The following is a 22060-nucleotide window of genomic DNA, read 5'->3' on the forward strand; positions in this document are numbered from 1 at the left end:
CAGAGCGCCGCGACTGCCCGGCGAATTGGCCGATATGACGCCGTGTCATGCTTGCACGTGCGTGCCTGCTACTGCTTAATACGGGACGGCTCATGGCCTCGAAATACTTTCGATGACCGACAAACCATAAAAAGAGCACTCCTTTGACTGAGCACGGAACGCAACAGGCCGGGCAAGTGACGTTGTCGCTGGTGATCCCCGTTTTCAATGAGGCCGACAGCCTCGACAGCTTTCTTTCGCGCATCGACGATGTCTTTCAGGCGCAGGCGCTGATCGATCTTGAACTGGTCTTCATCAACGATGGCAGCACCGACACGACCCTTGAGCGCTTGCTTGAACGGCAACGGCAGGATTCGCGTCTGCGCATCGTTGATCTGAGTCGCAACTTCGGCAAGGAAGCGGCGTTGTCGGCCGGTCTGCAAATGGCCACCGGGCAGATCGTAGTGCCGATCGACGCCGATCTGCAGGACCCGCCGGAAGTCATCTTGCAGATGATCGAGCGCTGGCGCGAAGGTTACGAAGTGGTGCTGGGGCATCGCGTCAGCCGCCGCAGCGACACTTGGGCCAAATCGACCTCGGCCCACTGGTTCTATCGCCTGCACAACCGCATCGCCGAACAGCCGTTACCGGAAAATGTCGGCGACTTCCGCTTGATGGACCGCTGCGTGGTCGATGCCTTGCTGACCCTGCCCGAGTCGCGCCGCTTCATGAAAGGTCTGTTCGCCTGGGTAGGTTTCCGCACCACGCATGTCGACTACGAGCGCCCCGAGCGCGTGGCCGGACAGAGCAAGTTCAATGGCTGGCGCCTGTGGAATTTCGCTCTGGAGGGCATCACCAGTTTCAGCACCGAACCGCTGCGGGTCTGGACTTACCTGGGAGCGACGGTTTCGCTGGTGTCGTTTGCCTTCGCGATGTTCATTGTCTTGCGCACGCTGATCCACGGTATCGATCTGCCCGGTTATGCGTCTTTAATGGTCGCGGTCACGTTTCTCGGCGGTCTGCAATTGATCGGCATCGGCGTACTTGGCGAATACCTCGGCCGCACTTATATCGAATCCAAACGCCGGCCGGTTTTTCTGGTGCGTCGCGTCTACGACCCCAAGGACTGACAGATGGATCTCAAGGAAACCGACATCCTCGGCGACAGCATCGATGAGCATTGGTATTACTGCTCGAAAGCGGCGGCGACCCGGCAATTGCTGGGTGACATGCCGATCCGACGAATACTCGATGTCGGTGCCGGCTCGGGGTTTTTCTCGCATCATCTGCTCACCCACACCGACGCGCATGAGGCGTGGTGCGTCGACATCAGTTACCCCGCCGATTCAAGCGCCACCACCGCGGGCAAACCGGTGCATTACCGACGTAACATCGACAGCATTGATGCCGATCTGGTGTTACTGATGGATGTGCTCGAGCATGTCGACGACGACCTCGGCCTGCTCAAAAGCTATGTCGATAAAGTGCCTTCGGGCAGTCGTTTTCTGCTGACGGTGCCGGCGTTTCAGTTTCTCTGGAGCGGTCACGACGATTTCCTCGAGCACAAGCGCCGCTACACCCTCGCGCAATTCGAAACCCTGGCGGGCGATGCCGGTTTGACCGTGCAGCGCGGCGCCTACTATTTCGGTGCGGTGTTTCCTATCGCCGCTGCGTTGCGCCTGATGCCTCAAGGTTCGCAAACCGCAGAGCCGCAGTCGCAACTCAAGCGTCATCACCCGTGGGTAAACAGTGTGCTCAAGACCCTGTGCCGCCTTGAGCTGCCGTTGATGAGGAAAAACCGGCTGGCCGGTTTGAGCGTTTTCGTGCTGGCGCAGAAACCGTGATCGCCGGCGACAAATCTGCGCTTGTCCGGCGCGGTCTGCGCTTTGCCGTAACCGGGCTGTTCGTCACCGCGTTGCATGCGCTGGTGGCTGTGCTGTTCATCCGCTTCATCGCGCCCGAACCGCCGCTGGCCAATGGTTTCGCCTTTGCCGTGGCGACTGTGGTTTCTTATTTGATCAATACCGCCTGGAGCTTCTCCGCGCGTCTGCATGGGCGCACGTTGCTGCGCTTTCTGACGGTGTCGGCGGGTGGTTTTCTGCTGGCGATGCTGGTGGCCTGGGCTGCGCAGATGGCCGGGTTGAATTATCTGTTTGGCATCGGCGCAGTGGCCCTGACGATTCCGGCGTTCACTTTCGTTTTGCATAATTTCTGGACGTATCGATGAAGCCCTGGAACAGATCTTCAGCGTTGACGATTCTGCCGTTGCTGTTGGGCGTGCTTGCTTTTTTCATGGTGATCGGTCCGCGCGCACTCGATCCGCAGAACATTGCCTGGCTCAGCGAGGGCGATCCGGCTACGCATTATCTGGGCTGGGTTTTTTTCCGCCAGTCACCGTGGACTTTTCCCCTCGGGCTCAACCCGTCCTACGGCATGGAGTTGGGCAGTGCGATCATCTTTTCTGACTCCAATCCGCTGCTGGCACTGCTGTTCAAACCGTTCAACGCCTGGCTGCCAGAAACGTTCCAGTATTTTGGCTTGTGGTTGCTCATCTGTTTCGTACTGCAAGCGTGGTTCGGCTGGAAGCTGCTCGGCTTGATCACGGATAACGTCGTAATCCGGCTTCTGGCCACGGGACTGTTGCTGTTTTCCCCGCCGATGTTTGTTCGTGCCGGAGGACATCTGTCTCTGGCCGGGCACTTTCTGCTACTGGCGGCACTTTACCTGGCGCTGCATCCTGCGTTGCAACGGCGGCGGCTGGCCTGGGGCTGTCTGCTGGCGGCGACAGCGCTGGTGCATGCGTATCTGTTGGTCATGGTGGCGTTGATCTGGTTTGCCGATCTGCTCGGCAAAGTCATTTTTGACCGATTGACTCGCCGTCAGGGGCTGATCGAGTTCGGCGGTCTGTTCGCACTGGTCAGCGTGTGTTGCTGGCAGGCCGGATACTTCAGCATTGCCGACGGCGCTGGCAGTGGGGGGTTCGGTTTTTACCGGATGAATCTGCTGGCACCATTCGATTCGGATGGCTGGTCGCAGGTATTGCCGGACATCCGCACGGGCGGCGGCGATTATGAAGGCTTCAATTATTTCGGCCTCGGTGTGCTGATGCTGTTACCGCTGGCGGCGGTGGCAGGGTTGCGCGGCGGGATTTCGCCGAGGGCTGCGCTGGGCGAGCGGTGGTGGCTGGTGTTCGCAATGATCGGCCTGACCCTGTTCGCGTTGTCCCATCACATCGGTGTTGGGACGCAGACTTTCAACTATCCGTTGCCGACATTCATCGAGCGGCTGGCCAGTATTTTTCGCGCTTCGGGGCGCATGTTCTGGCCGGTGTTTTATGCAATCGAACTGTTCCTCGTGTACCTGCTTGTGCGGGGCTTTCGCGCGCCAGTTGCCATGGGGTTACTCGCCTTGGCGCTGGTGGTGCAGGTGGCAGATACGCACAACGGCTGGGCGGGGCTGCGCGCATCAAGGATGGTAGCCCCCGCATCGGACTGGGTCAGTCCGATGCGCGACCCCTTCTGGAACAGCGCGGCCGGGCACTACAGGAGTGTTCGCGGGTTGCTGCCGCAAAACCAGCCCGAACGCTGGCAAGCGATCGCTGATTTCGCTGGAGCACATGGACTGAAAACCGACGCGGTGTACATGGGGCGCATGAGCATTTCGGCGCTCGACAAGGCGCAGCGCGTGGCTCGGCATCGGCTGCAAACCGGAGAGTACGAAGCCGATTCTCTATATATCCTGGACGATGAAGCGCAGGCTCTGGCGGCCAAAAGCGTTCACAGCGATAGCGATCTGCTGACCCGGGTCGATGACTTCGTTGTGCTTGCACCAGGCTGGAATCGTTGCCAGCAATGTCTGCCGATGATCGATGAGGGGCGGGCGCTGGCATCCATCGCGCTGAGCCGTCCTGGCGTTGTCTACACATTCGATCGCAAGAGTCGACAACTGATCAAAGGCTGGGGAGCGCCGGAAGCGTGGGGCACCTGGAGTGAGGGCCATGACGCGGAAATGGCGCTGCGCGTGCCAGCGCAGGCCAAATCGATTTCGATCCAGGCGCTGGCGTTCGTCATGCCGCCAACTCTTGCTCAGCGAGTCATCGTCAGGCTCAACGGCGTTGAAGTTCTTTCGACTCGGCTGACAGCCTTTCAGGGCAATTCTCTGGAAATCCCGTTGAATGAACAGGTCAGGCAAACCCTGCCGGAGGATGGCGCGCTGAGACTTGAACTGCATTTGCCCGACGCCGTCAGCCCGCGCAGTCTCGGAATGAGCGATGACGCACGCATCATGGGCCTGGGCGTGAAATCCGTGAGTGTGCAGTAAACCGCGTAACCGTTGATGGACGCCGGGTCCCGGACTTTTCTACACTGCCGCTATTCCGGGGGAGCAGGGGGCAATGGATGAACCGCAATGAACTACGCAAGGCCGACATCAACCTGATGGTGGTCTTCGAGACCCTGATGCTCGAACGCAACGTGACTCGCGCGGCGGAGAAGCTGTTTCTTGGCCAGCCGACCATCAGTTCGGCGCTCAACCGTTTGCGCACGATGCTCAACGACCCGCTGTTCATCCGCGTCGGCCATCGGATGGAGCCGACGGCCCGCGCCGAAGACATTTACCGCCATCTCAAACCGGCACTGGATTCACTCTCGGCGGCGCTGAGCCTGACCCGCGATTTCGATCCCGCCACCAGCACCATGACCTTTCGCATCGGTCTGTCCGACGACGTCGAATTCGGCCTGCTGCCGCCGCTGTTGCGCGCGCTGCGCCAAGAGGCGCCGAGCGTGGTGTTCGTGGTGCAGCATGTCGATTACTGGCGCATTCCCGACCTGCTCGCTGCCGGCGATATCACCGTCGGCATCAGCCAGACCCGCGGCCTGCCGGCAAACGCCAAACGCAAACTGCTGCGGCACATCCAGCCGAGCATCCTGCGCGCCGATGCCTCTGCTACACCGCTGACCCTCGACGAATATTGCGCTCGCCCGCATGTCTTGGTGTCGCACACGGCCAATGTCAGTGGCTACGCCGATGAGTGGCTGGCGGAACTCGGTCGCACGCGGCAGGTGGTGTTGTCGGTGCCGCAGTACAGCGCATTGCCGGCGTTGCTGGCCGGCACCGACCTGATCGCCAGCCTGCCGGATTACACCGCAGCGGCCATGGCGGCGTCAGGGTTGTTGTTCCAGGAACCGTTCCCGTTCAAGACGCCGACGCTGGACCTGTCGATGGTCTGGCTCAGCCACGTCGACAGTGACCCGGCCGAACGCTGGCTGCGCTCGCGGCTCGAAGCGTTCATGAGTGAACGGCCAACTGAGCACTACGATCCCTTGTAGGAGCTGCCGAAGGCTCGGGCCGCGATCGGACGATCTTTTGATCTTGATTGGGAAAAACACAAAATCAAAAGCTCGCAGCCTCGTTTCACTCTACAGCTCCTACAGGGAATGCGTTGAGCCGACTGTGTTATATGTACGCCCCCCGCATCCGTCGACTGGAGATCCGCAATGCCACACCTGCACATGGAATACACCGCCAACCTGACGCAGTTGAACGCTGACATCGCCCTGATCCGGCTCAACAACACGCTGGTCGGTTCCGGTCAGTTCGGCGCAGAGTTCGATATCAAGAGCCGCGCGATCAAGATCGACAACTTCAAGGTCGGCACGGCGCAAGGCGAGCGTGCCTTCGTCCATGTGAAGCTGGCCTTGCTCAGCGGGCGCTCGGCGGAGATCAAGAAGCAGCTCTCGCAAAGTCTGCTGGCAGTGTTGCAGGAACTCTGCGAATGGCCGGCCGGGCTCGAAGTGCAACTGTGTGTCGAACTGCTCGACATCGATCGCGAGTCCTACAGCAAAGCCGCGATCGGCGTCTGACGCTCAGGCGTTTTCCAGCTCGCTGCACACTTGAATCACCTGTTCGCGCAGCCAGACGTTGGCGCTGTCCTGATCGGCGTTCTGGCTCCACTGCATGTCGAGGGTGAAACCCGGCAAGCCATTGGGCGCCTCGCAGTGGTTGAACACCGCGTCGTTGGTCAGCAAACGCTGGATACGCCGGGGCAGGGTGAGGATGAAATCGGTGCCGGTGATCATCTTCAACGCGGCGCTGTAGCTGTTCGAGCGCGCGACGATCTGGCGTTTCTGCGCCTGCCGCGCCAGCCAGCCATCGACCATGTTGGTGCTCGAGGTCCACGGCGTCGGGAACACATGCCGACGTTCGGTGAATGCTTGCAGGCTCAAACGCGGTTCCAGTGGCGTGGCGCGTTTGTCGAAGACGCAGACCAGGTCATCTTCCAGCAGCATCCGTGATTTCAGATCCGCATGCTGGCGGTGAAAGTGCGGGCCGAAACTGATCACCAGATCGAGGCTGCCGTCGCGCAACTCTTCGGCCGGAACGTCGGTTTCAAACTTGTGCATGTTGACCATCACCGGCAAATCGTCGAAGTCGAAGCGCTTCAACAGTCGCGGCAGAATCAGTTGCTCGAAGTATTCCGGTGCGCAAATGTTGAAAGTCACCGCCTGCCGGCTCGGGTCGAAGGCCGGGGCACCGGCGTGGCAGAGGTTGATGCTTTCGAGGATTTTCTGCACATGGCCGTACATGCTGCAGGCCTTGTAGGTCGGGCGCATGCCGGTGCGGGTGTTGATGAACAGTTCGTCTTCGAAACTGGTGCGCAGTTTCTTCAGGCAATAACTGACGGTGGACTGGCTGACGAACAAAGTTTCCGAGACATCGGTGACACTGCTCTGCTCGTACACGGCCACAAATACCATCAAGTCCTGCATGTCGAGCTTGCGAAGCAAATTACTGTTCAGCATGAGTTCCGTCTCGCTGTGCCCCCTTGCGCAGAATTCGCGCAAACGTGTGCGTACGATCCTAACGGAACGATGGTGCCAGGAGAAACCCTTGTAGGACATTTCACGGACACATGTGGGACAGAAACTTTTAGTAACACGACGTTGCCAATCTCGTGCGCAAAAGATGGCCAGAGGCCTCTAGCCCGGGCGAGGCAAGTGGCGTGCGTAGTGGCGAGGGTCGAAGCGCATCACCATCAACAGCATGATCACCATCACCGCCGTCAGCGCCCACCACGCGCCTTCGAAACTGCCCAGTCGATCGCGGATCATCCCTGCCAACAGCGGCGACAGGCCTGCGATCAGATAACCGATCCCCTGCACAAACGCGGTCAGGCCACCGGCGCGCTGCGGCTCGTCGCAGTGATCAAGCGCTACGATCAGGCTCATCGGAAACAGACCGCCAATCCCCAGGCCCAACAGACAAGGCCACAGCAGGGCCAAATATTGCGGGACGAGTATCAGCCCGCAGAAACCGCCGATGATCAGCAACAGCAGAATCGCCACTATCCCACGTCGATCACGGCTGCGATTGGCGATCGCAGGCACTGCCAGGCCGGAAATGACCTCCATCGCTGTAAGAAAACCCAACAGCAGCCCGGCGCTCTGTTCACTCCAGCCTTTTTCCACGTAATACGGGGCGAGCCAGGCGAGGACACAGGTGTAGGACGCAGTGCCTAGGCCAAAGAAAATCGCCAGCAACCAGGCGCGACGGCGGGTGATGAAAGACTCCCGCTTGGTCACTGTCGATATGGCTGGCGCGGGCTGCAAGCACCAGACCAGCAAGGCGACTAAAGCCAGCCCCGCCCAAATGGCCAGCCCCATGCGCCAACTGCCGGTTCGCGTCATCACCAGCGGCGCGAACGATGCGGCAATCGCAGCGCCGCCCATGATCGAAGTCACGTAGATGCCCATGTACAACGCCACGTTGTCAGCAAAGCGCGTCTTGATCAGCGCCGGCATCAATGCCTGAATCAGCGCGATGCCGATGCCAGCCACGATCGCGCTGACGATCAGTTCGACCGCCGAATCGATAAACAGCCGTGACAACGTCGCCAGCCCGATGATCAGCAATGACAGCAGGACCGTGCGCTGCTCGCCCAGGCGCCGGCTGAGGCCCAGGCCGAAAAACATCGCCAGTCCCATGGCCATCACCGGCAGCATCGTCAGCAGTGAGGCGAGGCTGAAGCTCAACGGTGTATCGCTACGGATCGCCGACAGCAGCGGCCCGATGGCTGCCATTGATGGGCGCAGATTAAGTGCGACAAGAATGATTGCGAGCATCAGCCAAGCGGCGGGGCGGGAGTGATTCATCAGCGGGCCTTCAAATGCAGGGGCTGAGGATTAGGCGTCGCGACGCGCGCATCGGCAAATCAGAAAACCCCGGGCCAGACCTAAAAACTCGATAACACCCTGTCCCGATGTGGGAGCGAGCCTGCTCGCAAATGCGTTCCTCCAGACAGACATTCATTTTGCTGACACTGCGCTTTCGCGAGCAGGCTCGCTCCCACAGAGGAAATTGCGAAGTGCCTGAAACTGAATAAAACCTGAACCATTCTCAAATGCTCGCAAACTTTCACGTTCGTACTCCGAGGCAACTAATCATTAGCATCTTTTTCACGAAAAATTGATCCATGGCTGCCTAAAGTTTGGCATGCCTCGGTGAATGAAATTTTCACAATCGACGAGGCTCTTCTTTCAGGAACAGTCACTCATCATGTTGAAATTTAAAGCCGTGCGCCCGGAATGGGTGACGTTGTTTGCCAGCGCCTTTTTGTTGCTCGGTTTCAATCTGGTGCTTTGGCAACATCTGTTCGAGATCACCGCAGCCGATGGCAAGGGCATCGCCATGCGCGTGGCGTTCGGCGTGATGATCTTCGCCGCGTTCAACATAGTCCTGACGTTATTCGCTTTCCGGCCACTGCTAAAACCACTCTTGACTCTCTTGTTTTTAGTCAGCGCCGGCGTGGCTTATTTCATGAGCCAATATGGCGTCATGATTGATGCGGGCATGTTTCGCAACTTTGCCGAAACCAACGTGACGGAAGTGCGTGATCTGCTCTCATTGAAGTTGTTTGCTTATATTCTCTTGCTGGGTGTCCTGCCGTGTTTGTTGTTGTGGAAAGTACCGGTCAATTATCGCCGCTGGCATCGTGAGTTGTTCAGCAAAGTTATTGTCAGTGTTGCCTCGGGGGCGGTGATCGGTGTTGTGGCATTGGCCAACTACCAAGGCTTGTCGTCGCTGTTTCGCAATCACCACGAAATTCGCCTGATGCTGGTGCCGAGCAATTACATCGGCGCATCCATTGGTTATCTGCAAGAGCAAGTGGTCTCGGCGCAGCAGCCGTTCATCAAGATCGGCGAAGATGCCCAGCGCAACCCCGACTTGCAGCTACAGCCACGCAAATCCCTCACGGTGCTGGTGGTGGGGGAGAGTGCGCGGGCGCAGAACTTCGGCATTCTCGGTTACGACCGAGACACCACCCCGCAACTGGACAAGGAGGCCGGGCTGATCGCCTTTACCGATGTGCATTCCTGCGGCACGGAAACCGCAGTCTCGGTACCGTGCATGTTCTCCAACATGGGCCGCAAGGATTACAACGCCAGCAAGGCCAAGAACGAAGAAGGCTTGCTTGATGTACTCAAGCGCGCCGGCATTGATGTGATCTGGCGCGATAACCAGTCCGGCTGCAAAGGCACTTGCGACCGCGTCACGGTGCAGGATGTCAGCAAGTTGCAAGACTCTGCGTTATGCGCCAACAGCGAGTGTCGCGATGAAATCCTCCTGCAAGGTCTGCAAAGTTTCATCGATCATCTGGACAAGGACACCGTGCTGGTGCTGCATCAGATGGGCAGTCACGGCCCGGATTACTTCAAGCGGTATCCCAAGGAGTACGAACACTTCACTCCGGTGTGTGAAAGTAACGCGCTGAACAATTGCAGCCGCGAAAGTATCGTCAACGGTTACGACAATACGCTGGTGTACACCGACCATGTGCTGGCGAGCCTGATCGATGTGCTGCGCAGCAATCAGGACAAAGTCGACACCGCCATGCTTTATCTGTCGGACCACGGCGAATCGCTGGGCGAGTACAACCTGTTTCTGCACGGCACGCCGTACATGCTGGCGCCCGAGCAACAAAAGCATGTAGCGATGCTGGCGTGGTTCTCCGACAGCTATCAGAAGGCCTACTCGGTCGACACCCATTGCCTGCAACTGAGCCGTGACAAACCGCTGAGCCAGGACAATCTGTTTCACTCGATGCTCGGCCTGCTGGAAGTGCGCAGCAGCGTGTATCAGCCGGCGCTGGACATGTTTGCCGGTTGTCGCGGCGCGGTGATCGACGGCGTGTTGGCCAAGCAGTGAAGTGTTTCCTGCCCGTCGCGCCAATGCGACGGGCTTTTCTGTTTCTGCTGTCAGACTATTCTTGCTGACAGGCAAGACATTTCCTTACAGCTCTTGCCCTTCAAAGGCGCGTAAATCGTCGGTGGCGATATATACTGCGCGCCATTCTTCAAGGGAGAGCCGTGTGGCTATCGATATTCACTGGATTCGCGACAACGAAAGCCTCGCGCAGTTTTGCGCCGAGTGGCAGCAGCTGCCGTTCGTTGCCCTCGACACCGAATTCATGCGGGTCGACACCTTCTACCCGATTGCCGGCCTGTTGCAGATCGGCGACGGCAAACGCGCCTACCTGATCGATCCGCTGACCATCAACGCCTGGCAACCGCTGGCCGCGTTGCTGGAGAACCCGGCGGTGCTGAAAGTCCTGCACGCCTGCAGCGAAGACCTCGAAGTGCTGTTGCGCCTGACCGGCAGCCTGCCGGCGCCGCTGTTCGACACGCAACTGGCCGCCGCTTACCTGAACCTCGGCTTTTCGATGGGCTACTCGCGACTGGTGCAGGAAGTACTCGGCATCGACCTGCCCAAGGGCGAAACCCGCTCCGACTGGTTGCAGCGCCCGCTGTCCGAAACCCAGATCAGCTACGCCGCCGAAGACGCCGTGCATCTGGCCGAGGTGTTCGTCGAGTTGCGTCCCAAGCTATCCGCCGACAAGTTCGCCTGGGTGCTGGAGGATGGCGCCGAACTGGTTGCCAACCTGCGCCGCGAAACCGATCCGTACGAGGTCTATCGCGAGGCGAAACTGGCGTGGAAGCTGTCCCGGGCGCAACTCGCCGTGCTGCGTGAACTGTGCGCCTGGCGCGAAAAAGAAGCCCGCGCCCGCGATCTGCCGCGCAACCGCATCGTCCGGGAACACTCGCTGTGGCCCTTGGCCCGCACGCAGCCGGATAACCTCGCAGCGCTGGGCAAGATCGAAGACATGCACCCGCGTACCGTACGTCAGGACGGTCAGTTTCTGCTTGATCTGATCAAGCGCTCTGGCAGTGTGGGCCCTGATCAATGGCCGCCGGCAGTGCCGGAGCCGTTGCCGATCGAAGCCGCTGCGTTGATCAAACAATTGCGCGCGCTGGGTCAGGCCGAGGCCGAACGCCTGGGTATTGCCCCGGAACTGATGCTGCGCAAGAAAACCCTCGAAGCTCTGGTCAAGAGCGGCTTCCCCGAGGGTCCTTACCAATTGCCCGATTCGCTGCGTGGCTGGCGCCGCGAATTGCTCGGCCAGAAGCTGCTCGACAGCCTGGCCACCGCCGGAGAACAGCCTTGAAACGTATTTGCTCCATCTACCAAAGCTCCAAGCGCAGCGGCATGTATCTCTACGTGCTCAAGAGCGATGCGCTCGAGCGCGTGCCGGATGCGCTGATGACGGCTTTCGGCAAAGCGAAGCATTCCTTCGATCTGGTGCTGTCGCCCGAGCGCAAACTGGCCAGCGAAGACATCACCGTGGTCCTGGAAAACCTCGACAAGCAGGGCTATCACCTGCAAATGCCGCCGGCCGAGGACGAGTACATCGAGCACCTGCCCGAAGAGTTGCTGCGACGCAACGATCCGGTCTGACCCGCGAGGCCCTGTCCTGGGCCTCGGTTAACCCTGGAACTGTTTTTACCGCGATGGCCGGCCCCAACCCGGCGGCCGTCTGCACGGTTTGCGAAAGGTTTGAAGATGCGCGTTCTGATTGCTGAACACGACCACGCGATATACGCCCGCCTGCTGCGTCAGGCACTCCCCGAGCTTGACGTCCTGACCAGCGGCGACTCCGCCGAACTGGCGCGGCAGGCCGCCGATTGCCCGGTGTGGCTGGGCCAGCCGGACCTGCTGGCGACCCTGCTGCGCCAGGGCCATCAACCGCAATGGCTGCAATCGACCTGGGCCGGCATCACGCCGCTGCTCGCCGACGGCCTGCGCCGCGATTATCGCCTGACCCGCGCCGTGGGGATTTTCGGTCAGGTCATGGCCGAATACGTGCTGACCTACATCCTCGGCCATGAACGCGAAGTGCTGGCGCGGCTGGTCAGCCAGGTCGAGCGCAAATGGGACAACCGCAGCGGCCAGAGTCTGGTCGGGCGCAAGGTGCTGATCGTCGGCACCGGTGACATCGGCCAGAGTGTCGCGCAATTTCTGCGGCCGTTCGGCGTCGAGCTGTACGGCATCGCCAGCAGCGCTCGCGCACAGGCGCCGTTTGTCGAAGTCGGCGCGCTGGCAGATCTGCCGCGATTGGTGGGCGAGGTGGACTACGTGGTCAATCTGCTGCCGAACACCGAACACACCCACGATATCTACGACGCGGCACTGTTCAAGCAATTCAAGCCGACCGGCTTGTTCATCAATGCCGGGCGTGGTGTCGCGGTGGTTGATGCCGATCTGGTCGAAGCTTTGAAAGAAGGGCACCTGGCCGGCGCGGTAATCGACGTCTGCCGTCAGGAACCATTGCCGCAACGTCACCCGTTCTGGACCGCGTGGGGCTTGCTCCTGACCGGGCACAGCTCGGCACCGACTTCACCGACGCTGATGGTGGATTTGTTTGTGCAGAATCTGAAAGCGTACGAGGCGGGTGAGGCGTTGCGTGGGGAAGTGGATTTCACCCGCGGTTACTGACTCACCCGATTTCGCTGTGGGAGCGAGCCCGCTCGCGAAGAGGGCGTGTCAGTCGACAACAGCGTGTCTGACACAGCGCTTTCGCGAGCAGGCTCGCTCCCACATTGGTTTCAAAGTGCAGCCACCAGTTTGCTCAGCGGGCGGCGCTGGGGCTGACAAGCGGATTTACCGACAGTCGCCAGCGCTTGGCCCCCGCGCCTGCTGGCACTAGACTGGCGGCCTTTTCACCACCTTGATGTTGATGCTTGAGCCATGGCCGCGATAGTCGAACCGTTCTGGAAACGCAAAACCCTCGATCAACTCGATCATGAGGAATGGGAATCGCTGTGCGACGGCTGCGGTCTGTGCTGCCTGCAAAAGCTCGAGGACGAAGAAGACAACAGCGTCTATTACACGCGCATCGCCTGCAAATTGCTGGATCTGAAGACCTGCCAGTGCAGCGATTATCCGAACCGGATCAAGTTTGTCCCCGACTGCATTCAGCTAACGCCAGGGCAGGCGGAAGAATTCAAATGGCTGCCGCCAACCTGTGGTTATCGTCTGGTCAGCGAAGGCAAGGATCTGCCGTTATGGCATCACCTGGTGTGTGGCGACCGCGATGCGGTGCACCATGAGCGGATTTCCCAGTCCGGGCGCATGCTCGCCGAAGGCAGCGTGCCGGAGGATGACTGGGAAGATCATCTGATTTTTCGCGCGGGCTGATGAAGTGGTGGGTTGTTGAACCCGTAAAGATCAAAAGATCGCAGCCTTCGGCAGCTCCTACCATGGAAAACGTGATTCCGTGTAGGAGCTGCCGGAGGCTGCGATCTTTTGCTTTAAAACCTCAAACCCCAGCCTTCGGCGAGGTCAGCGAATCATTGCCGGTAACGGTCGCCGTTTCGGTGGCCACCTCGGCATTGGTTTTCAGCTTGCTCAGTTCTTCCCCGGCGCGTTCGATCTTCGCCCGCACGTTGCTCATGTCCTGACGGCCTTTTTCCAGCAGGCTTTTCGCCGAGCAGTGCCCGGTAATGCCACGGGCCACGGCCATGCCGCCGAGCGCCACTTGAATCAGGCCGAACACGCCGCCACGGCGCAGGCCCTTGCCGACCATCAGGACGCCGCCGGTCAACGAGCCGACGCGCTCCCAGCCGTGCACGTTTTTATGCGAAGGCGACTGGAACGGGGTGGATTCGATGCGTTCTACGCGTTTGAGCTCGCTCATGATCTATCTCCAGGCAGGGTGCGATTGATAGATAAGCTGACTGCCACGGCGGTCAGCTTGTTCCATCGAATGTGCGACGCTTCAGCGGAATTTCGGCCCGGAGCGGGTGTTCAAGCCTTTGGCCATACGATCGTAGAGCACGACGTTGACCGTGGCGGCGAGGTTCATGCAGCCGGTGGTCGGGATGTACACGACGTCTTCGCACCAGTCGCGAATCTCTTTATCCAGCGAACCGTCTTCCGGGCCGAAGATGTAAAGGGCGCGGTCGGGGTGGGTGTATTCCGGCAATGGGCGGGCGCCTTCGACCAATTCCACGGCGACGGGCACGCAGTTGAGCGGGAGGATTTTTTTCAGGTCGTCGATGCCGATCAGCGGGATGTCGTAGTGCACGCGTTTGGTGTCGGTGACGAAGTCGGCGGCGCGTTCATAACGCTTGCCGGTGTAGAACACCGATGCCACGCCGTAACAGCCTGCGGCGCGCATCACCGAACCGACGTTCTCTGGTGATTTGGGGTTATACAAACCAATGCAGCTGTACCGTTTGTCTGCCACGAGCGGGGTGCCTTCGGGAAAAAGAGCGCGATTATACGGGGATTGGGGGAGGGCGGGCAGATTCGAGATTTGTGATGTCTGGTCGGCCGCCTTCGCGAGCAGGCTCGCTCCCACAGGGGAACGCATTCCAACTGTGGGAGCGAGCCTGCTCGCGAAAGGGCCAGCTCAGGCGATGAAAGTCTTCAGTCTTCTTTTTTCATCAGGCCAGCCAGGGCGGCAAACGGGTTATGCGTGGCCTTGGCGATCTTTGGTGTGCTCAGCGAGCCTTCGCCGAAATACTGCTGATCGGTGTAGCGCGAGTGTTCGTTGTCGTGGCAATACAGGCACAACAGCTCCCAGTTCGAGCCGTCCTGCGGGTTGTTGTCGTGGTTGTGGTCGCGGTGGTGCACGGTCAGTTCGCTCAGGCGCTTGCCGGAAAACTCACGGGCGCAGCGGCCGCAGACGTGCGGGTACATCTTCAGGGCCTTGTCGCGGTAGCCCATTTCCTTGTCGCGCTGGTTGTCGGCGAGGATGCGGTCCAGCTTCGACGTGTTGGTGGGGGTGGACGAACTCATGGGTTCACCTTTGCAGAAAGACTGATGACGGTTATGCGAAGAGTTTAGCTCAGCCCTTGAGCTTCTCGGCAATCCAGATCGTGTGGCGGGTGCCCTTGTTGCCGTGGGCGAAGACCTGGACTTCTTCGGCCTTGAAGCCGGCCTTCTTCAATTTGTCGGAAAACTGCCGGTCGGCGCTGGCCGACCACACGGCGAGCACGCCTTTGGGGCGCAGCGCCTTGGCGCAGGCATTCAGGCCAGCGGCGGAGTACAACCAACTGTTGGCCTTCTGAGTCAGACCTTCGGGGCCGTTGTCGACGTCGAGCATGATTGCATCGAAACCGTTCGGCTCGCTTTGCAGCACCTTGGCCACATCTTCCATGCGGATTACCGTGCGCGTGTCGAGCAACGGCCGACCGGACTTCTCCCCGAGCGGGCCGCGATTCCACTCGACTACGCCGGGCACCAGCTCAGCGACCACCACTTCGGCGGACTTGCCCAGATGCTTGAGTGCCGAGGCGAGGGTGAAGCCCATGCCCAGGCCGCCGATCAACACCCGCGAATTCGGCCGGCCGGCGACCTTGCGGCAGGGAATCTCGGCCAGTGCGTCTTCTGAACCGTGCATGCGCGTGTTCATCAACTGCCCGCCGTCGCCACCCTGGATCTTGATGACGAAGTCCTCGCCATACTCGAACAGGCACAAGGCACCGCCGTTTTCAGGGATCGGGGTGGTGTCGAGCAGAACGAAACGTTTCATGGAAATCTCTACAGGGGGGAAGGCAAGCAGGCGCGTTGGGAGTAGCCTGAGCACAGACTAAGGCCAAACGGAGCCCTTGATGAAGCGCACCATTCTAACGGTCATTACCCTGGCCGCGCTCGCGATTACTGCAGTGCAGGCCCAGCAGAGCGTTCCGGTCAGCCCGACGCCGCAACCCGGTTCGCCCGGCACCGCGACGCCGACACCGTATCCGCAGATCACCCCGATCACCCTGCCCAAGTCGGGCGCCGGCAGCGGCAGCCCGCCGCTGGTACCGATCGAAATGCCCAGCCCGCCGAGCAAGGATCAACCGGTGCCGGGCATCGAGCCGAACGGCAACAAGGTCAAGTCCCCCGGCGGTTAAACCTGTTGCGCGGCGAGTTGGCCGTCGGCCATGCGCAGGCGTTTGGACAGCGAGACGGCGAGGGCGCGGATGATCTTTGCGGCGATTTTCGGTGCGTCGTTGAGCATTTTTTCCAGCGAGTCCTTGCCCAGATTGAGCAACTGACAGTTGCTCGCCGCGATGCAGGTAGCCGAACGGCGCTCGCCATCAAGCACGGCCATTTCACCGAAGGCACGGCCGCTGCGCAGGGTGGCCATGGTGATGACCTGGCCGTCGGCGCCGGTTTTCTGCACGGCGACCTGGCCGGTGTGGATGATGCACATGAAACTGCCGGCATCGCCCTCGCGGAAAATCGCCTCGCCCTCAGCCACGGTGCTGATGCTGAAGTAACCGGAAGCGGCCGCAAAGTCGGCCAGCTGCAATTGATCGAACAGGCCACAATCCATCAGCCAGTCGCGGATTTCGTTGTTCAGAAAGGTCGGTTCAGACATGTCGATGCGGTCTTTTTGTTATCACTGTTTCCAAGGAGCACACGGTCCCCATGTAGGAGCTGCCGAAGGCTGCGATCTTTTGATCTTGTTGTTCAAAACAAGGACCAAAAGATCGCAGCCTTCGGCAGCTCCTACACAGGGAATCGGTGGAGGCTTTGGGTCTGCTGTTAAGACCCAAGCCACCCTCAGAGTTCCTCAGGCAATCTGCAAAACCTTGAACACAAATGCATATTCGAGCGCTACGTCACGTAATCCCTGATAGCGCCCGCTCATGCCGCCATGCCCGGCGCCCAGTTCGGTCTTGAGCAGCAGCACGTTGTCATCGGTCTTGGTTGCGCGCAATTTCGCCACCCACTTGGCCGCCTCCCAATACTGCACACGGCTGTCGTTGTAGCCGGCGATCACCAGCAGTGGCGGATAAGCCTGCGCGGTGACGTTTTCGTACGGCGCGTAAGCCTTGATCCGATCATAGACGTCCGGTTCTTCCGGGTTGCCCCATTCGTCGTATTCGGTGACGGTCAGCGGTAGCTCGGGATCGAGCATGGTGTTGAGCACGTCGACGAACGGCACTTCGGCAATCGCTACGCCGAATAGATCCGGGCGCTGATTGAGCACCGCGCCGATCAGCAAACCACCGGCGCTGCCGCCGCTGATCGCCAGTTTCTCCGCCGAGGTGATGCCGTTGAGGATCAGAAACTCGGCGCAGGCGATAAAGTCGCTGAAGGTGTTGTGTTTGTGTTCCTGCTTGCCGGCGCGATACCAGGCTTCGCCCAATTCACCACCACCGCGTACGTGAGCGATGGCGAAGGCCATGCCGCGATCGAGCAGGCTCAGGCGTGCGTGGGAAAACCACGGGTCGAGGCTGGAGCCGTAAGCACCGTAACCGTACAGATATAGCGGCACCGGTTTACCGACCATCTCGCGCTTCATCACCAGACTGATCGGCACTTGCGTGCCGTCCGGGGCAGTCGCCCACAGGCGCTGGCTGACATAGGCATCGGCATCGAACGGGCCGAGTACCGGGGTTTCCTTGAGCACCGTTTGCTCGCCGCTGGCGAGGATCAACTGGCGCACCTGGGCCGGGCGGTTCAACGCTTCGTAGCGCAAGCGAATGCGATCGCTCTCGAATTCCAGGCTGTTTTGCACATGCAGGCTGTAGGCCGCATCGGGCAATTGCACGCGATACGACGCCTGGCCCTGCGGGTGAACCTCAAGGATCGGCAGACCACCTTCGCGCAGGCTCAAGGTCATCGCCTCTGCGTTGAGGCTGACGCCGTCGAGCATCACTTCTTCGTTGTGCGGGATCAGGTTCTGCCAGTCGGCCTCGCTCGGCGGCACGCCAGTGTCCGGGGCCTGATACAGAGCGAAGTTGATGCCGTCGCGGTTGGTGCGGATAAACCAGGTCCACACGCCATCGAGGAGGCCGTGGTCAACGTCGTATTCGTGATCTTCGACCCGTGGCGCCAGGCAACTGAATGGCAGATGTGGCTGATTGGCGTCCAGCGCCCAGACTTCACTGGTGGTCTTGCTGCCCAGCGACAGCAGCAATTGCTGTTCGGAGCTGGCGCGGTAGCAATGCAGGAAGAACCGCCCGTCCGGCTCGTGAAAAACCTCTTCGGCGGCAGTGCCGTCGAGGCGATAGCGGAACAGTTTATGCGGGCGATGGGTGTCGTCGAGCACGCCGAAGAACAGGGTCAGGCTGTCATTGGCCCAGGTCATGCTGCCGTCGCAGTCCTCGAATTCCAGTTCGCTGACCCTGTCGTTGGACAGCTCCTTGACGAACAACGTGTAGATCTCGTCGCCCGAGGTGTCGACGCTGTAGGCCAGGCGCTGGTGATCGGGGCTGATGCTGAAAGCGCCCAGCGAGAAGAAGCCGCCATTGGCCAGCGCGTTCGGATCGAGCAGCAGTTGCTCGCGGCTTTCATCCAGCGTCAGGCTGTCGTCCGCCGGACGCGGGCAGCGGTAGTGCCGGGCGTATTCATCACCGGCAGTGGTGCGCGTGTAATACAGATACGGGCCCCAAGGTGAGGGCAAGGACAGGTCGGTCTCGAGAATCCGGCCCTTGATCTCGTTGAACAGGCTTTCACGCAGCTCGGCCTGATCGGCGGTTTGCGCTTCCTGATAAGCGTTTTCAGCCTTGAGGTAGTCGAGCACCGCGTCGGTGTCGCGCTCCTGCAGCCAGGCATACGGGTCGGCGCCGGGCGCCCGCTGGGCAATCGGGGCAGTGATGGCAATGGCGGATTCGGGCATGGAAGGCTCTCGGACAATATTCGGAATTGGGTTTTTCGCGGGTCTTGAAAGCGCCGCAGCCCTTGTGGGAGCGAGCCTGCTCGCGAAAGCGGTGTGTCAGGCATAGCTATTGCAACTGACAGTCCGTATTCGCGAGCAGGCTCGCTCCCACAGGGGCGGCTGCTGGCCGTCTGGTATTGGGACAAGCCGCATGGGCGAAAAGTCGTTACTATAAGCGCCTATTTGCCTGCCTTGCCATGGACACCATGACCGAGAACGACTATCTGATCGCCTGGGGCCTTTACGCCTTTGCCGCCGTGGGCTGCCTGTTGGTATGGATGCGCCTGACCACCTGGATGTGGCGCTGGCTGCGCGAGCCGCTGCGTGTGCTGATGGCGGTGTTGCTGTTCAGCCCGACCATCGTCGATCCGGTGAAAGCCAAAGTTGCACCGGCCATCGCCATCACCGCCCTGGACATGCTGTTCAAGGTCGGCAACAACGCCTGGCGCGCGGTTTCCGATCTGTTCATGTACGGCATGATCGCCTTCGGGGTGTATCTGGTTTTCGTCTTGATCCGCCTGCCGATCGAGCGCGCCTCGACAGCGCGGCGTGAACGCGCCGAGGCCGCCAAGGCCGCCGCCCGTGCCGAAGAGCGCGACGATGATCAACCGTTCGGCGGCGCCGGTGATGACCGCTACGGTCGCCCGCCAGTGCCGAACAATCCGCAGCGCATGCGGGTCGAGCCGCGTCTGTAACCCGAGAGTCCGCACATGTGTGAATTACTGGGCATGAGTGCCAACGTGCCGACCGACATCGTGTTCAGCTTCACCGGCCTGATGCAGCGCGGCGGCCGCACCGGCCCGCACCGCGACGGCTGGGGCATCGCTTTCTATGAAGGGCGCGGCTTGCGTCTGTTTCAGGACCCGGCAGCGAGCAGCGAGTCGGAAGTGGCCAACCTGGTGCAGCGCTATCCGATCAAGAGCGAGGTGGTCATCGGCCACATCCGCCAAGCCAACGTCGGCAAGGTCTGCCTGTCCAACACCCACCCGTTCGTCCGCGAATTGTGGGGGCGCAACTGGTGTTTCGCGCACAACGGCCAGCTCGCCGACTTCATTCCGATCAAAAGCTTCTACCGCCCGGTCGGCGATACCGACAGCGAAGCGGCATTCTGCGACCTGCTCAACCGGGTACGCGCAGCCTTCCCCGAGCCGGTCGATATCGAAGTGCTGCTGCCGGATCTGGTCGCCGCTTGCGCTGAATATCGCAGTAAGGGCGTGTTCAATTGCCTGCTCAGCGACGGCGACTGGCTGTTCTGTTACTGCTCGACCAAACTGGCTCAGATCACCCGCCGCGCACCGTTCGGCCCGGCGCGGCTCAAGGATGTCGATGTGATTGTCGACTTCCAGGCCGAAACCACGCCCAACGATGTGGTCACGGTGATTGCCACCGAGCCTCTGACCGAAAACGAAACCTGGACCCGCTACGAACCGGGCCAATGGAGCCTGTGGCGACGCGGCGAATGCGTCAGCCAGGGCAAGACCGAATAAGGATTTGCACCCATGTTGCTCAGTTATCTACGGCTGGTGTTGTTTGCGGCGGGTCTGTTGATCGGTGTCCAGGTGCCGGGGTTCATCAACGATTACGCCCAGCGTGTCGAAGCGCATCTGATCGAAGCGCAGACCGGCCTGCGTGGCTTTCAGGGCACGGCTGATCAGTTTTTCAAAGGCGATATGCAGGCGCTGGTCGCGCATTACCGGGCCAGCGAAGACCCGATTTTCCGCAGCGATGCCGACAGCCTGAACACCTTGCTCACCCGCCAGGTCGCGCTGGACAAGCAATTCCAGGCGATGCAAGGCCCGTGGTATGTGCGCTTCCTGCAAGTGGTCCTGGCCGCCGATCCGGACATTCGCAAGGAAACCTGGAACGGCTACAGCTATCAGATCCTGCTGACGCCAGAGGCAATGATCTGGGGCATGAGCGGCGCGTTGCTGCTGTCGTTCGGCATCGAATGCCTGTTCCGCCTGATCGACTGGGTAGTGCTCGGCGGCCGCCGCCTGCGCCAGAGCCGACCGATCGAAGATCGCGACGTCCGCGGCCTCTAAGGGCTCCAGAGCAAAAGATCGCAGCCTGCGGCAGCTCCTACAGGGGAATGTGAACACCTGGAGCTGCCGAAGGCTGCGATCTTTTGCTTTTCAAGTACACAACACGATGTAGGTTCCACCCACTCTGTGCGCATACCCCGCCAGCACCTGCTGACACAACGTCACAATCTCCTCGACCCACTCAACCCCGACCCGCCACGACACCACCACTGGCAGATTCGCCGGCCGCTGGTCAATGTCGAGCAAGATCAATTCGCCGCGCGCCAGTTCTTCGGCCACCAGCACCGGCGGCAGCGCGCCGATACCAAAGCCGTCACGCAACAAACGGGTAATCGCCGACACCGAATTCACGCAATTCAACCGTGGCGCCAGCACGCCGTTGGCCTGCATCAGGGCGACGATATCCTGATGCGGTCGCGAGTTTTTCGAGTAAGTGATGATCCGCTCCTGCGCCAGTTCGGCGAGGTCGGCGTAGTTGCGGTTGTAGATCGAATTGCTGGCGACGATCCAGCCCAGCGGATGGCTGGCCAACTCCAGGCTGCGCACGCTTTCGTGGCGGATCAGATCGGTTTGCAACACCAGATCGAGAAAACCTTTTTGCAGCTGATCGCAGAGGTTCAGCGCAGTATCCGCGACCAGTTCGATTTCCACCCGTGGGTACAGATCGGTCATCTGCGCCACCAGCGGGCTCAGCCACGTATGAATCACCGTGTCCATCACGCCGATACGCACCCGCCCGACCTTGCTCGAACGGGTCTCGATCGACTGTTTCAGCGCCGCCATGGTGTCGAGCATCTGTTCAGCGTAATCGAGCACCTTCAAGCCTTCCGGGGTCAGGCTGACGCCGCGTGAATCGCGCAGGAACAGCTTCACGCCCAGCTCGCCTTCGAGCACGGCAATGCGGCTGGAAATCGACGCCTGGGTGGTGAACAGCTTGTCAGCGGTCAGGCGAAAACTCTTCAGGCGCGCGACCCAGACAAAGGTCTCGAGAAACTTCAGATTCATGGACAAGGCTCGGCTGACAAATTTTTCTTATGCCTAAGGC

24 protein-coding genes are annotated in these 22060 nt (G+C 60.3%); 15 read left to right on the top strand and 9 right to left on the bottom strand.

Features of this window, described 5'->3' with window-relative positions:
- The first annotated feature begins 143 nt into the window (after positions 1-143).
- The 6 genes from PS14A_RS06040 to PS14A_RS06065 all read left to right on the top strand — a co-directional run bounded on the left by PS14A_RS06040 (position 144) and on the right by PS14A_RS06065 (position 5840).
- Positions 144-1109 carry a glycosyltransferase family 2 protein gene (locus PS14A_RS06040; protein WP_130909612.1) on the top strand — a complete coding sequence of 322 codons (966 nt, stop codon included), beginning with the start codon at positions 144-146 and terminating at the stop codon, positions 1107-1109.
- A 3-nt stretch (positions 1110-1112) separates the two neighbouring features.
- On the top strand, positions 1113-1823 hold the full coding sequence (locus tag PS14A_RS06045; protein WP_137215421.1) for a methyltransferase domain-containing protein: 711 nt from the start codon (positions 1113-1115) through the stop codon (positions 1821-1823).
- A complete protein-coding gene (locus PS14A_RS06050) occupies positions 1820-2206 on the top strand; it encodes a GtrA family protein (protein WP_137215422.1) in 387 nt (128 codons plus the stop codon). Before PS14A_RS06045 ends, PS14A_RS06050 begins: the two co-directional genes overlap by 4 nt.
- Complete coding sequence (locus PS14A_RS06055) at positions 2203-4299, top strand: DUF6311 domain-containing protein (protein WP_212615523.1); 2097 nt, start codon at positions 2203-2205, stop codon at positions 4297-4299. The genes PS14A_RS06050 and PS14A_RS06055 overlap by 4 nt, the downstream gene beginning before the upstream one ends.
- Positions 4300-4376: 77 nt before the next feature.
- Entirely contained in the window at positions 4377-5306 is a 930-nt protein-coding gene (locus PS14A_RS06060; RefSeq protein ID WP_212615524.1) for a LysR substrate-binding domain-containing protein, read from the top strand.
- A 168-nt stretch (positions 5307-5474) separates the two neighbouring features.
- On the top strand, positions 5475-5840 hold the full coding sequence (locus PS14A_RS06065; protein WP_016771238.1) for a 5-carboxymethyl-2-hydroxymuconate Delta-isomerase: 366 nt from the start codon (positions 5475-5477) through the stop codon (positions 5838-5840).
- Between the two features lie 3 nt (positions 5841-5843).
- Here PS14A_RS06065 and PS14A_RS06070 read toward each other — a convergent pair whose 3' ends face one another.
- Positions 5844-6779, bottom strand: coding sequence for a LysR family transcriptional regulator (locus tag PS14A_RS06070; RefSeq protein WP_024012014.1), 936 nt, complete (start codon positions 6777-6779; stop codon positions 5844-5846).
- A gap of 177 nt (positions 6780-6956) precedes the next feature.
- Entirely contained in the window at positions 6957-8129 is a 1173-nt protein-coding gene (locus PS14A_RS06075; protein WP_212615525.1) for a cyanate transporter, read from the bottom strand.
- Between the two features lie 403 nt (positions 8130-8532).
- On the opposite strand from PS14A_RS06075, the gene PS14A_RS06080 reads away from it, so the two are divergent.
- From PS14A_RS06080 to PS14A_RS06100, 5 genes are all read left to right on the top strand, one after another.
- Entirely contained in the window at positions 8533-10182 is a 1650-nt protein-coding gene (locus PS14A_RS06080) for a phosphoethanolamine--lipid A transferase (RefSeq protein ID WP_212615526.1), read from the top strand.
- Positions 10183-10345: 163 nt separating this feature from the next.
- Positions 10346-11479, top strand: a complete 1134-nt coding sequence (rnd, locus tag PS14A_RS06085) for a ribonuclease D (RefSeq protein WP_071174688.1) — start codon at positions 10346-10348, stop codon at positions 11477-11479.
- Entirely contained in the window at positions 11476-11769 is a 294-nt protein-coding gene (locus PS14A_RS06090; protein WP_016771234.1) for a YcgL domain-containing protein, read from the top strand. Before rnd ends, PS14A_RS06090 begins: the two co-directional genes overlap by 4 nt.
- A 105-nt stretch (positions 11770-11874) precedes the next feature.
- Positions 11875-12807, top strand: coding sequence for a D-2-hydroxyacid dehydrogenase (locus PS14A_RS06095; RefSeq protein ID WP_212615527.1), 933 nt, complete (start codon positions 11875-11877; stop codon positions 12805-12807).
- 252 nt (positions 12808-13059) lie between these two features.
- Positions 13060-13509: a YcgN family cysteine cluster protein gene (locus PS14A_RS06100; protein WP_016771232.1), complete on the top strand. Its 450-nt coding sequence runs from the start codon at positions 13060-13062 to the stop codon at positions 13507-13509.
- Positions 13510-13630: 121 nt separating this feature from the next.
- Here the strand turns inward: PS14A_RS06100 and PS14A_RS06105 are convergent, their stop codons facing one another.
- The 4 genes from PS14A_RS06105 to PS14A_RS06120 form a co-directional block, all read right to left on the bottom strand.
- Positions 13631-14008: a DUF2892 domain-containing protein gene (locus tag PS14A_RS06105; protein ID WP_110645006.1), complete on the bottom strand. Its 378-nt coding sequence runs from the start codon at positions 14006-14008 to the stop codon at positions 13631-13633.
- Between the two features lie 81 nt (positions 14009-14089).
- On the bottom strand, positions 14090-14560 hold the full coding sequence (locus PS14A_RS06110; protein ID WP_007911337.1) for an RNA methyltransferase: 471 nt from the start codon (positions 14558-14560) through the stop codon (positions 14090-14092).
- Between the two features lie 182 nt (positions 14561-14742).
- Entirely contained in the window at positions 14743-15114 is a 372-nt protein-coding gene (locus tag PS14A_RS06115) for a YajD family HNH nuclease (protein ID WP_007944009.1), read from the bottom strand.
- Between the two features lie 49 nt (positions 15115-15163).
- Positions 15164-15850, bottom strand: coding sequence for an MnmC family methyltransferase (locus tag PS14A_RS06120; RefSeq protein ID WP_212615528.1), 687 nt, complete (start codon positions 15848-15850; stop codon positions 15164-15166).
- 79 nt (positions 15851-15929) lie between these two features.
- Here PS14A_RS06120 and PS14A_RS06125 point away from each other — a divergent pair, with 79 nt between their 5' ends.
- Complete coding sequence (locus tag PS14A_RS06125; protein WP_016771228.1) at positions 15930-16214, top strand: hypothetical protein; 285 nt, start codon at positions 15930-15932, stop codon at positions 16212-16214.
- Here PS14A_RS06125 and PS14A_RS06130 read toward each other — a convergent pair.
- Positions 16211-16684: a cyclic nucleotide-binding domain-containing protein gene (locus PS14A_RS06130; protein ID WP_016771227.1), complete on the bottom strand. Its 474-nt coding sequence runs from the start codon at positions 16682-16684 to the stop codon at positions 16211-16213. The two genes, PS14A_RS06125 and PS14A_RS06130, sit on opposite strands and share 4 nt — an antisense overlap.
- Before the next feature lie 195 nt (positions 16685-16879).
- Positions 16880-18934, bottom strand: coding sequence for a S9 family peptidase (locus PS14A_RS06135; RefSeq protein WP_212615529.1), 2055 nt, complete (start codon positions 18932-18934; stop codon positions 16880-16882).
- Between the two features lie 236 nt (positions 18935-19170).
- Between PS14A_RS06135 and PS14A_RS06140 the strand changes: the two genes are divergently transcribed.
- From PS14A_RS06140 to PS14A_RS06150, 3 genes are read left to right on the top strand one after another with little or no spacing between them, the layout of a single operon-like run.
- Positions 19171-19668, top strand: coding sequence for a hypothetical protein (locus tag PS14A_RS06140; RefSeq protein ID WP_016771225.1), 498 nt, complete (start codon positions 19171-19173; stop codon positions 19666-19668).
- A gap of 15 nt (positions 19669-19683) precedes the next feature.
- Entirely contained in the window at positions 19684-20460 is a 777-nt protein-coding gene (locus PS14A_RS06145; RefSeq protein WP_039760955.1) for a class II glutamine amidotransferase, read from the top strand.
- 12 nt (positions 20461-20472) lie between these two features.
- Positions 20473-21015 carry a DUF2937 family protein gene (locus tag PS14A_RS06150; protein WP_016771223.1) on the top strand — a complete coding sequence of 181 codons (543 nt, stop codon included), beginning with the start codon at positions 20473-20475 and terminating at the stop codon, positions 21013-21015.
- Between the two features lie 90 nt (positions 21016-21105).
- Here PS14A_RS06150 and PS14A_RS06155 read toward each other — a convergent pair whose 3' ends face one another.
- Positions 21106-22020 (bottom strand): LysR family transcriptional regulator, encoded by a 915-nt coding sequence (locus PS14A_RS06155; protein WP_137216221.1) that lies wholly within the window; start codon positions 22018-22020, stop codon positions 21106-21108.
- Positions 22021-22060: the final 40 nt, after the last annotated feature.

This window comes from Pseudomonas sp. 14A (genome assembly GCF_018132745.1).
In the GTDB taxonomy this organism is placed as follows: Bacteria; Pseudomonadota; Gammaproteobacteria; order Pseudomonadales; family Pseudomonadaceae; genus Aquipseudomonas; species Aquipseudomonas mercuritolerans.

What these genes read in the sequence shown, in the direction of transcription:
- PS14A_RS06045 (WP_137215421.1), top strand. Translation starts at nt 1,113, where the DNA reads ATGGATCTCAAGGAAACCGACATCCTCGGCGACAGCATCGATGAGCAT.
- PS14A_RS06055 (WP_212615523.1), top strand. Translation starts at nt 2,203, where the DNA reads ATGAAGCCCTGGAACAGATCTTCAGCGTTGACGATTCTGCCGTTGCTG.
- PS14A_RS06145 (WP_039760955.1), top strand. Translation starts at nt 19,684, where the DNA reads ATGTGTGAATTACTGGGCATGAGTGCCAACGTGCCGACCGACATCGTG.
- PS14A_RS06135 (WP_212615529.1), bottom strand. Translation starts at nt 18,934, where the DNA reads ATGCCCGAATCCGCCATTGCCATCACTGCCCCGATTGCCCAGCGGGCG.
- PS14A_RS06080 (WP_212615526.1), top strand. Translation starts at nt 8,533, where the DNA reads ATGTTGAAATTTAAAGCCGTGCGCCCGGAATGGGTGACGTTGTTTGCC.
- PS14A_RS06120 (WP_212615528.1), bottom strand. Translation starts at nt 15,850, where the DNA reads ATGAAACGTTTCGTTCTGCTCGACACCACCCCGATCCCTGAAAACGGC.
- PS14A_RS06115 (WP_007944009.1), bottom strand. Translation starts at nt 15,114, where the DNA reads ATGAGTTCGTCCACCCCCACCAACACGTCGAAGCTGGACCGCATCCTC.
- PS14A_RS06130 (WP_016771227.1), bottom strand. Translation starts at nt 16,684, where the DNA reads ATGTCTGAACCGACCTTTCTGAACAACGAAATCCGCGACTGGCTGATG.
- PS14A_RS06140 (WP_016771225.1), top strand. Translation starts at nt 19,171, where the DNA reads ATGGACACCATGACCGAGAACGACTATCTGATCGCCTGGGGCCTTTAC.
- PS14A_RS06150 (WP_016771223.1), top strand. Translation starts at nt 20,473, where the DNA reads ATGTTGCTCAGTTATCTACGGCTGGTGTTGTTTGCGGCGGGTCTGTTG.
- PS14A_RS06155 (WP_137216221.1), bottom strand. Translation starts at nt 22,020, where the DNA reads ATGAATCTGAAGTTTCTCGAGACCTTTGTCTGGGTCGCGCGCCTGAAG.
- PS14A_RS06125 (WP_016771228.1), top strand. Translation starts at nt 15,930, where the DNA reads ATGAAGCGCACCATTCTAACGGTCATTACCCTGGCCGCGCTCGCGATT.
- PS14A_RS06100 (WP_016771232.1), top strand. Translation starts at nt 13,060, where the DNA reads ATGGCCGCGATAGTCGAACCGTTCTGGAAACGCAAAACCCTCGATCAA.
- PS14A_RS06065 (WP_016771238.1), top strand. Translation starts at nt 5,475, where the DNA reads ATGCCACACCTGCACATGGAATACACCGCCAACCTGACGCAGTTGAAC.
- PS14A_RS06070 (WP_024012014.1), bottom strand. Translation starts at nt 6,779, where the DNA reads ATGCTGAACAGTAATTTGCTTCGCAAGCTCGACATGCAGGACTTGATG.
- PS14A_RS06075 (WP_212615525.1), bottom strand. Translation starts at nt 8,129, where the DNA reads ATGAATCACTCCCGCCCCGCCGCTTGGCTGATGCTCGCAATCATTCTT.
- PS14A_RS06105 (WP_110645006.1), bottom strand. Translation starts at nt 14,008, where the DNA reads ATGAGCGAGCTCAAACGCGTAGAACGCATCGAATCCACCCCGTTCCAG.
- PS14A_RS06060 (WP_212615524.1), top strand. Translation starts at nt 4,377, where the DNA reads ATGAACCGCAATGAACTACGCAAGGCCGACATCAACCTGATGGTGGTC.
- PS14A_RS06095 (WP_212615527.1), top strand. Translation starts at nt 11,875, where the DNA reads ATGCGCGTTCTGATTGCTGAACACGACCACGCGATATACGCCCGCCTG.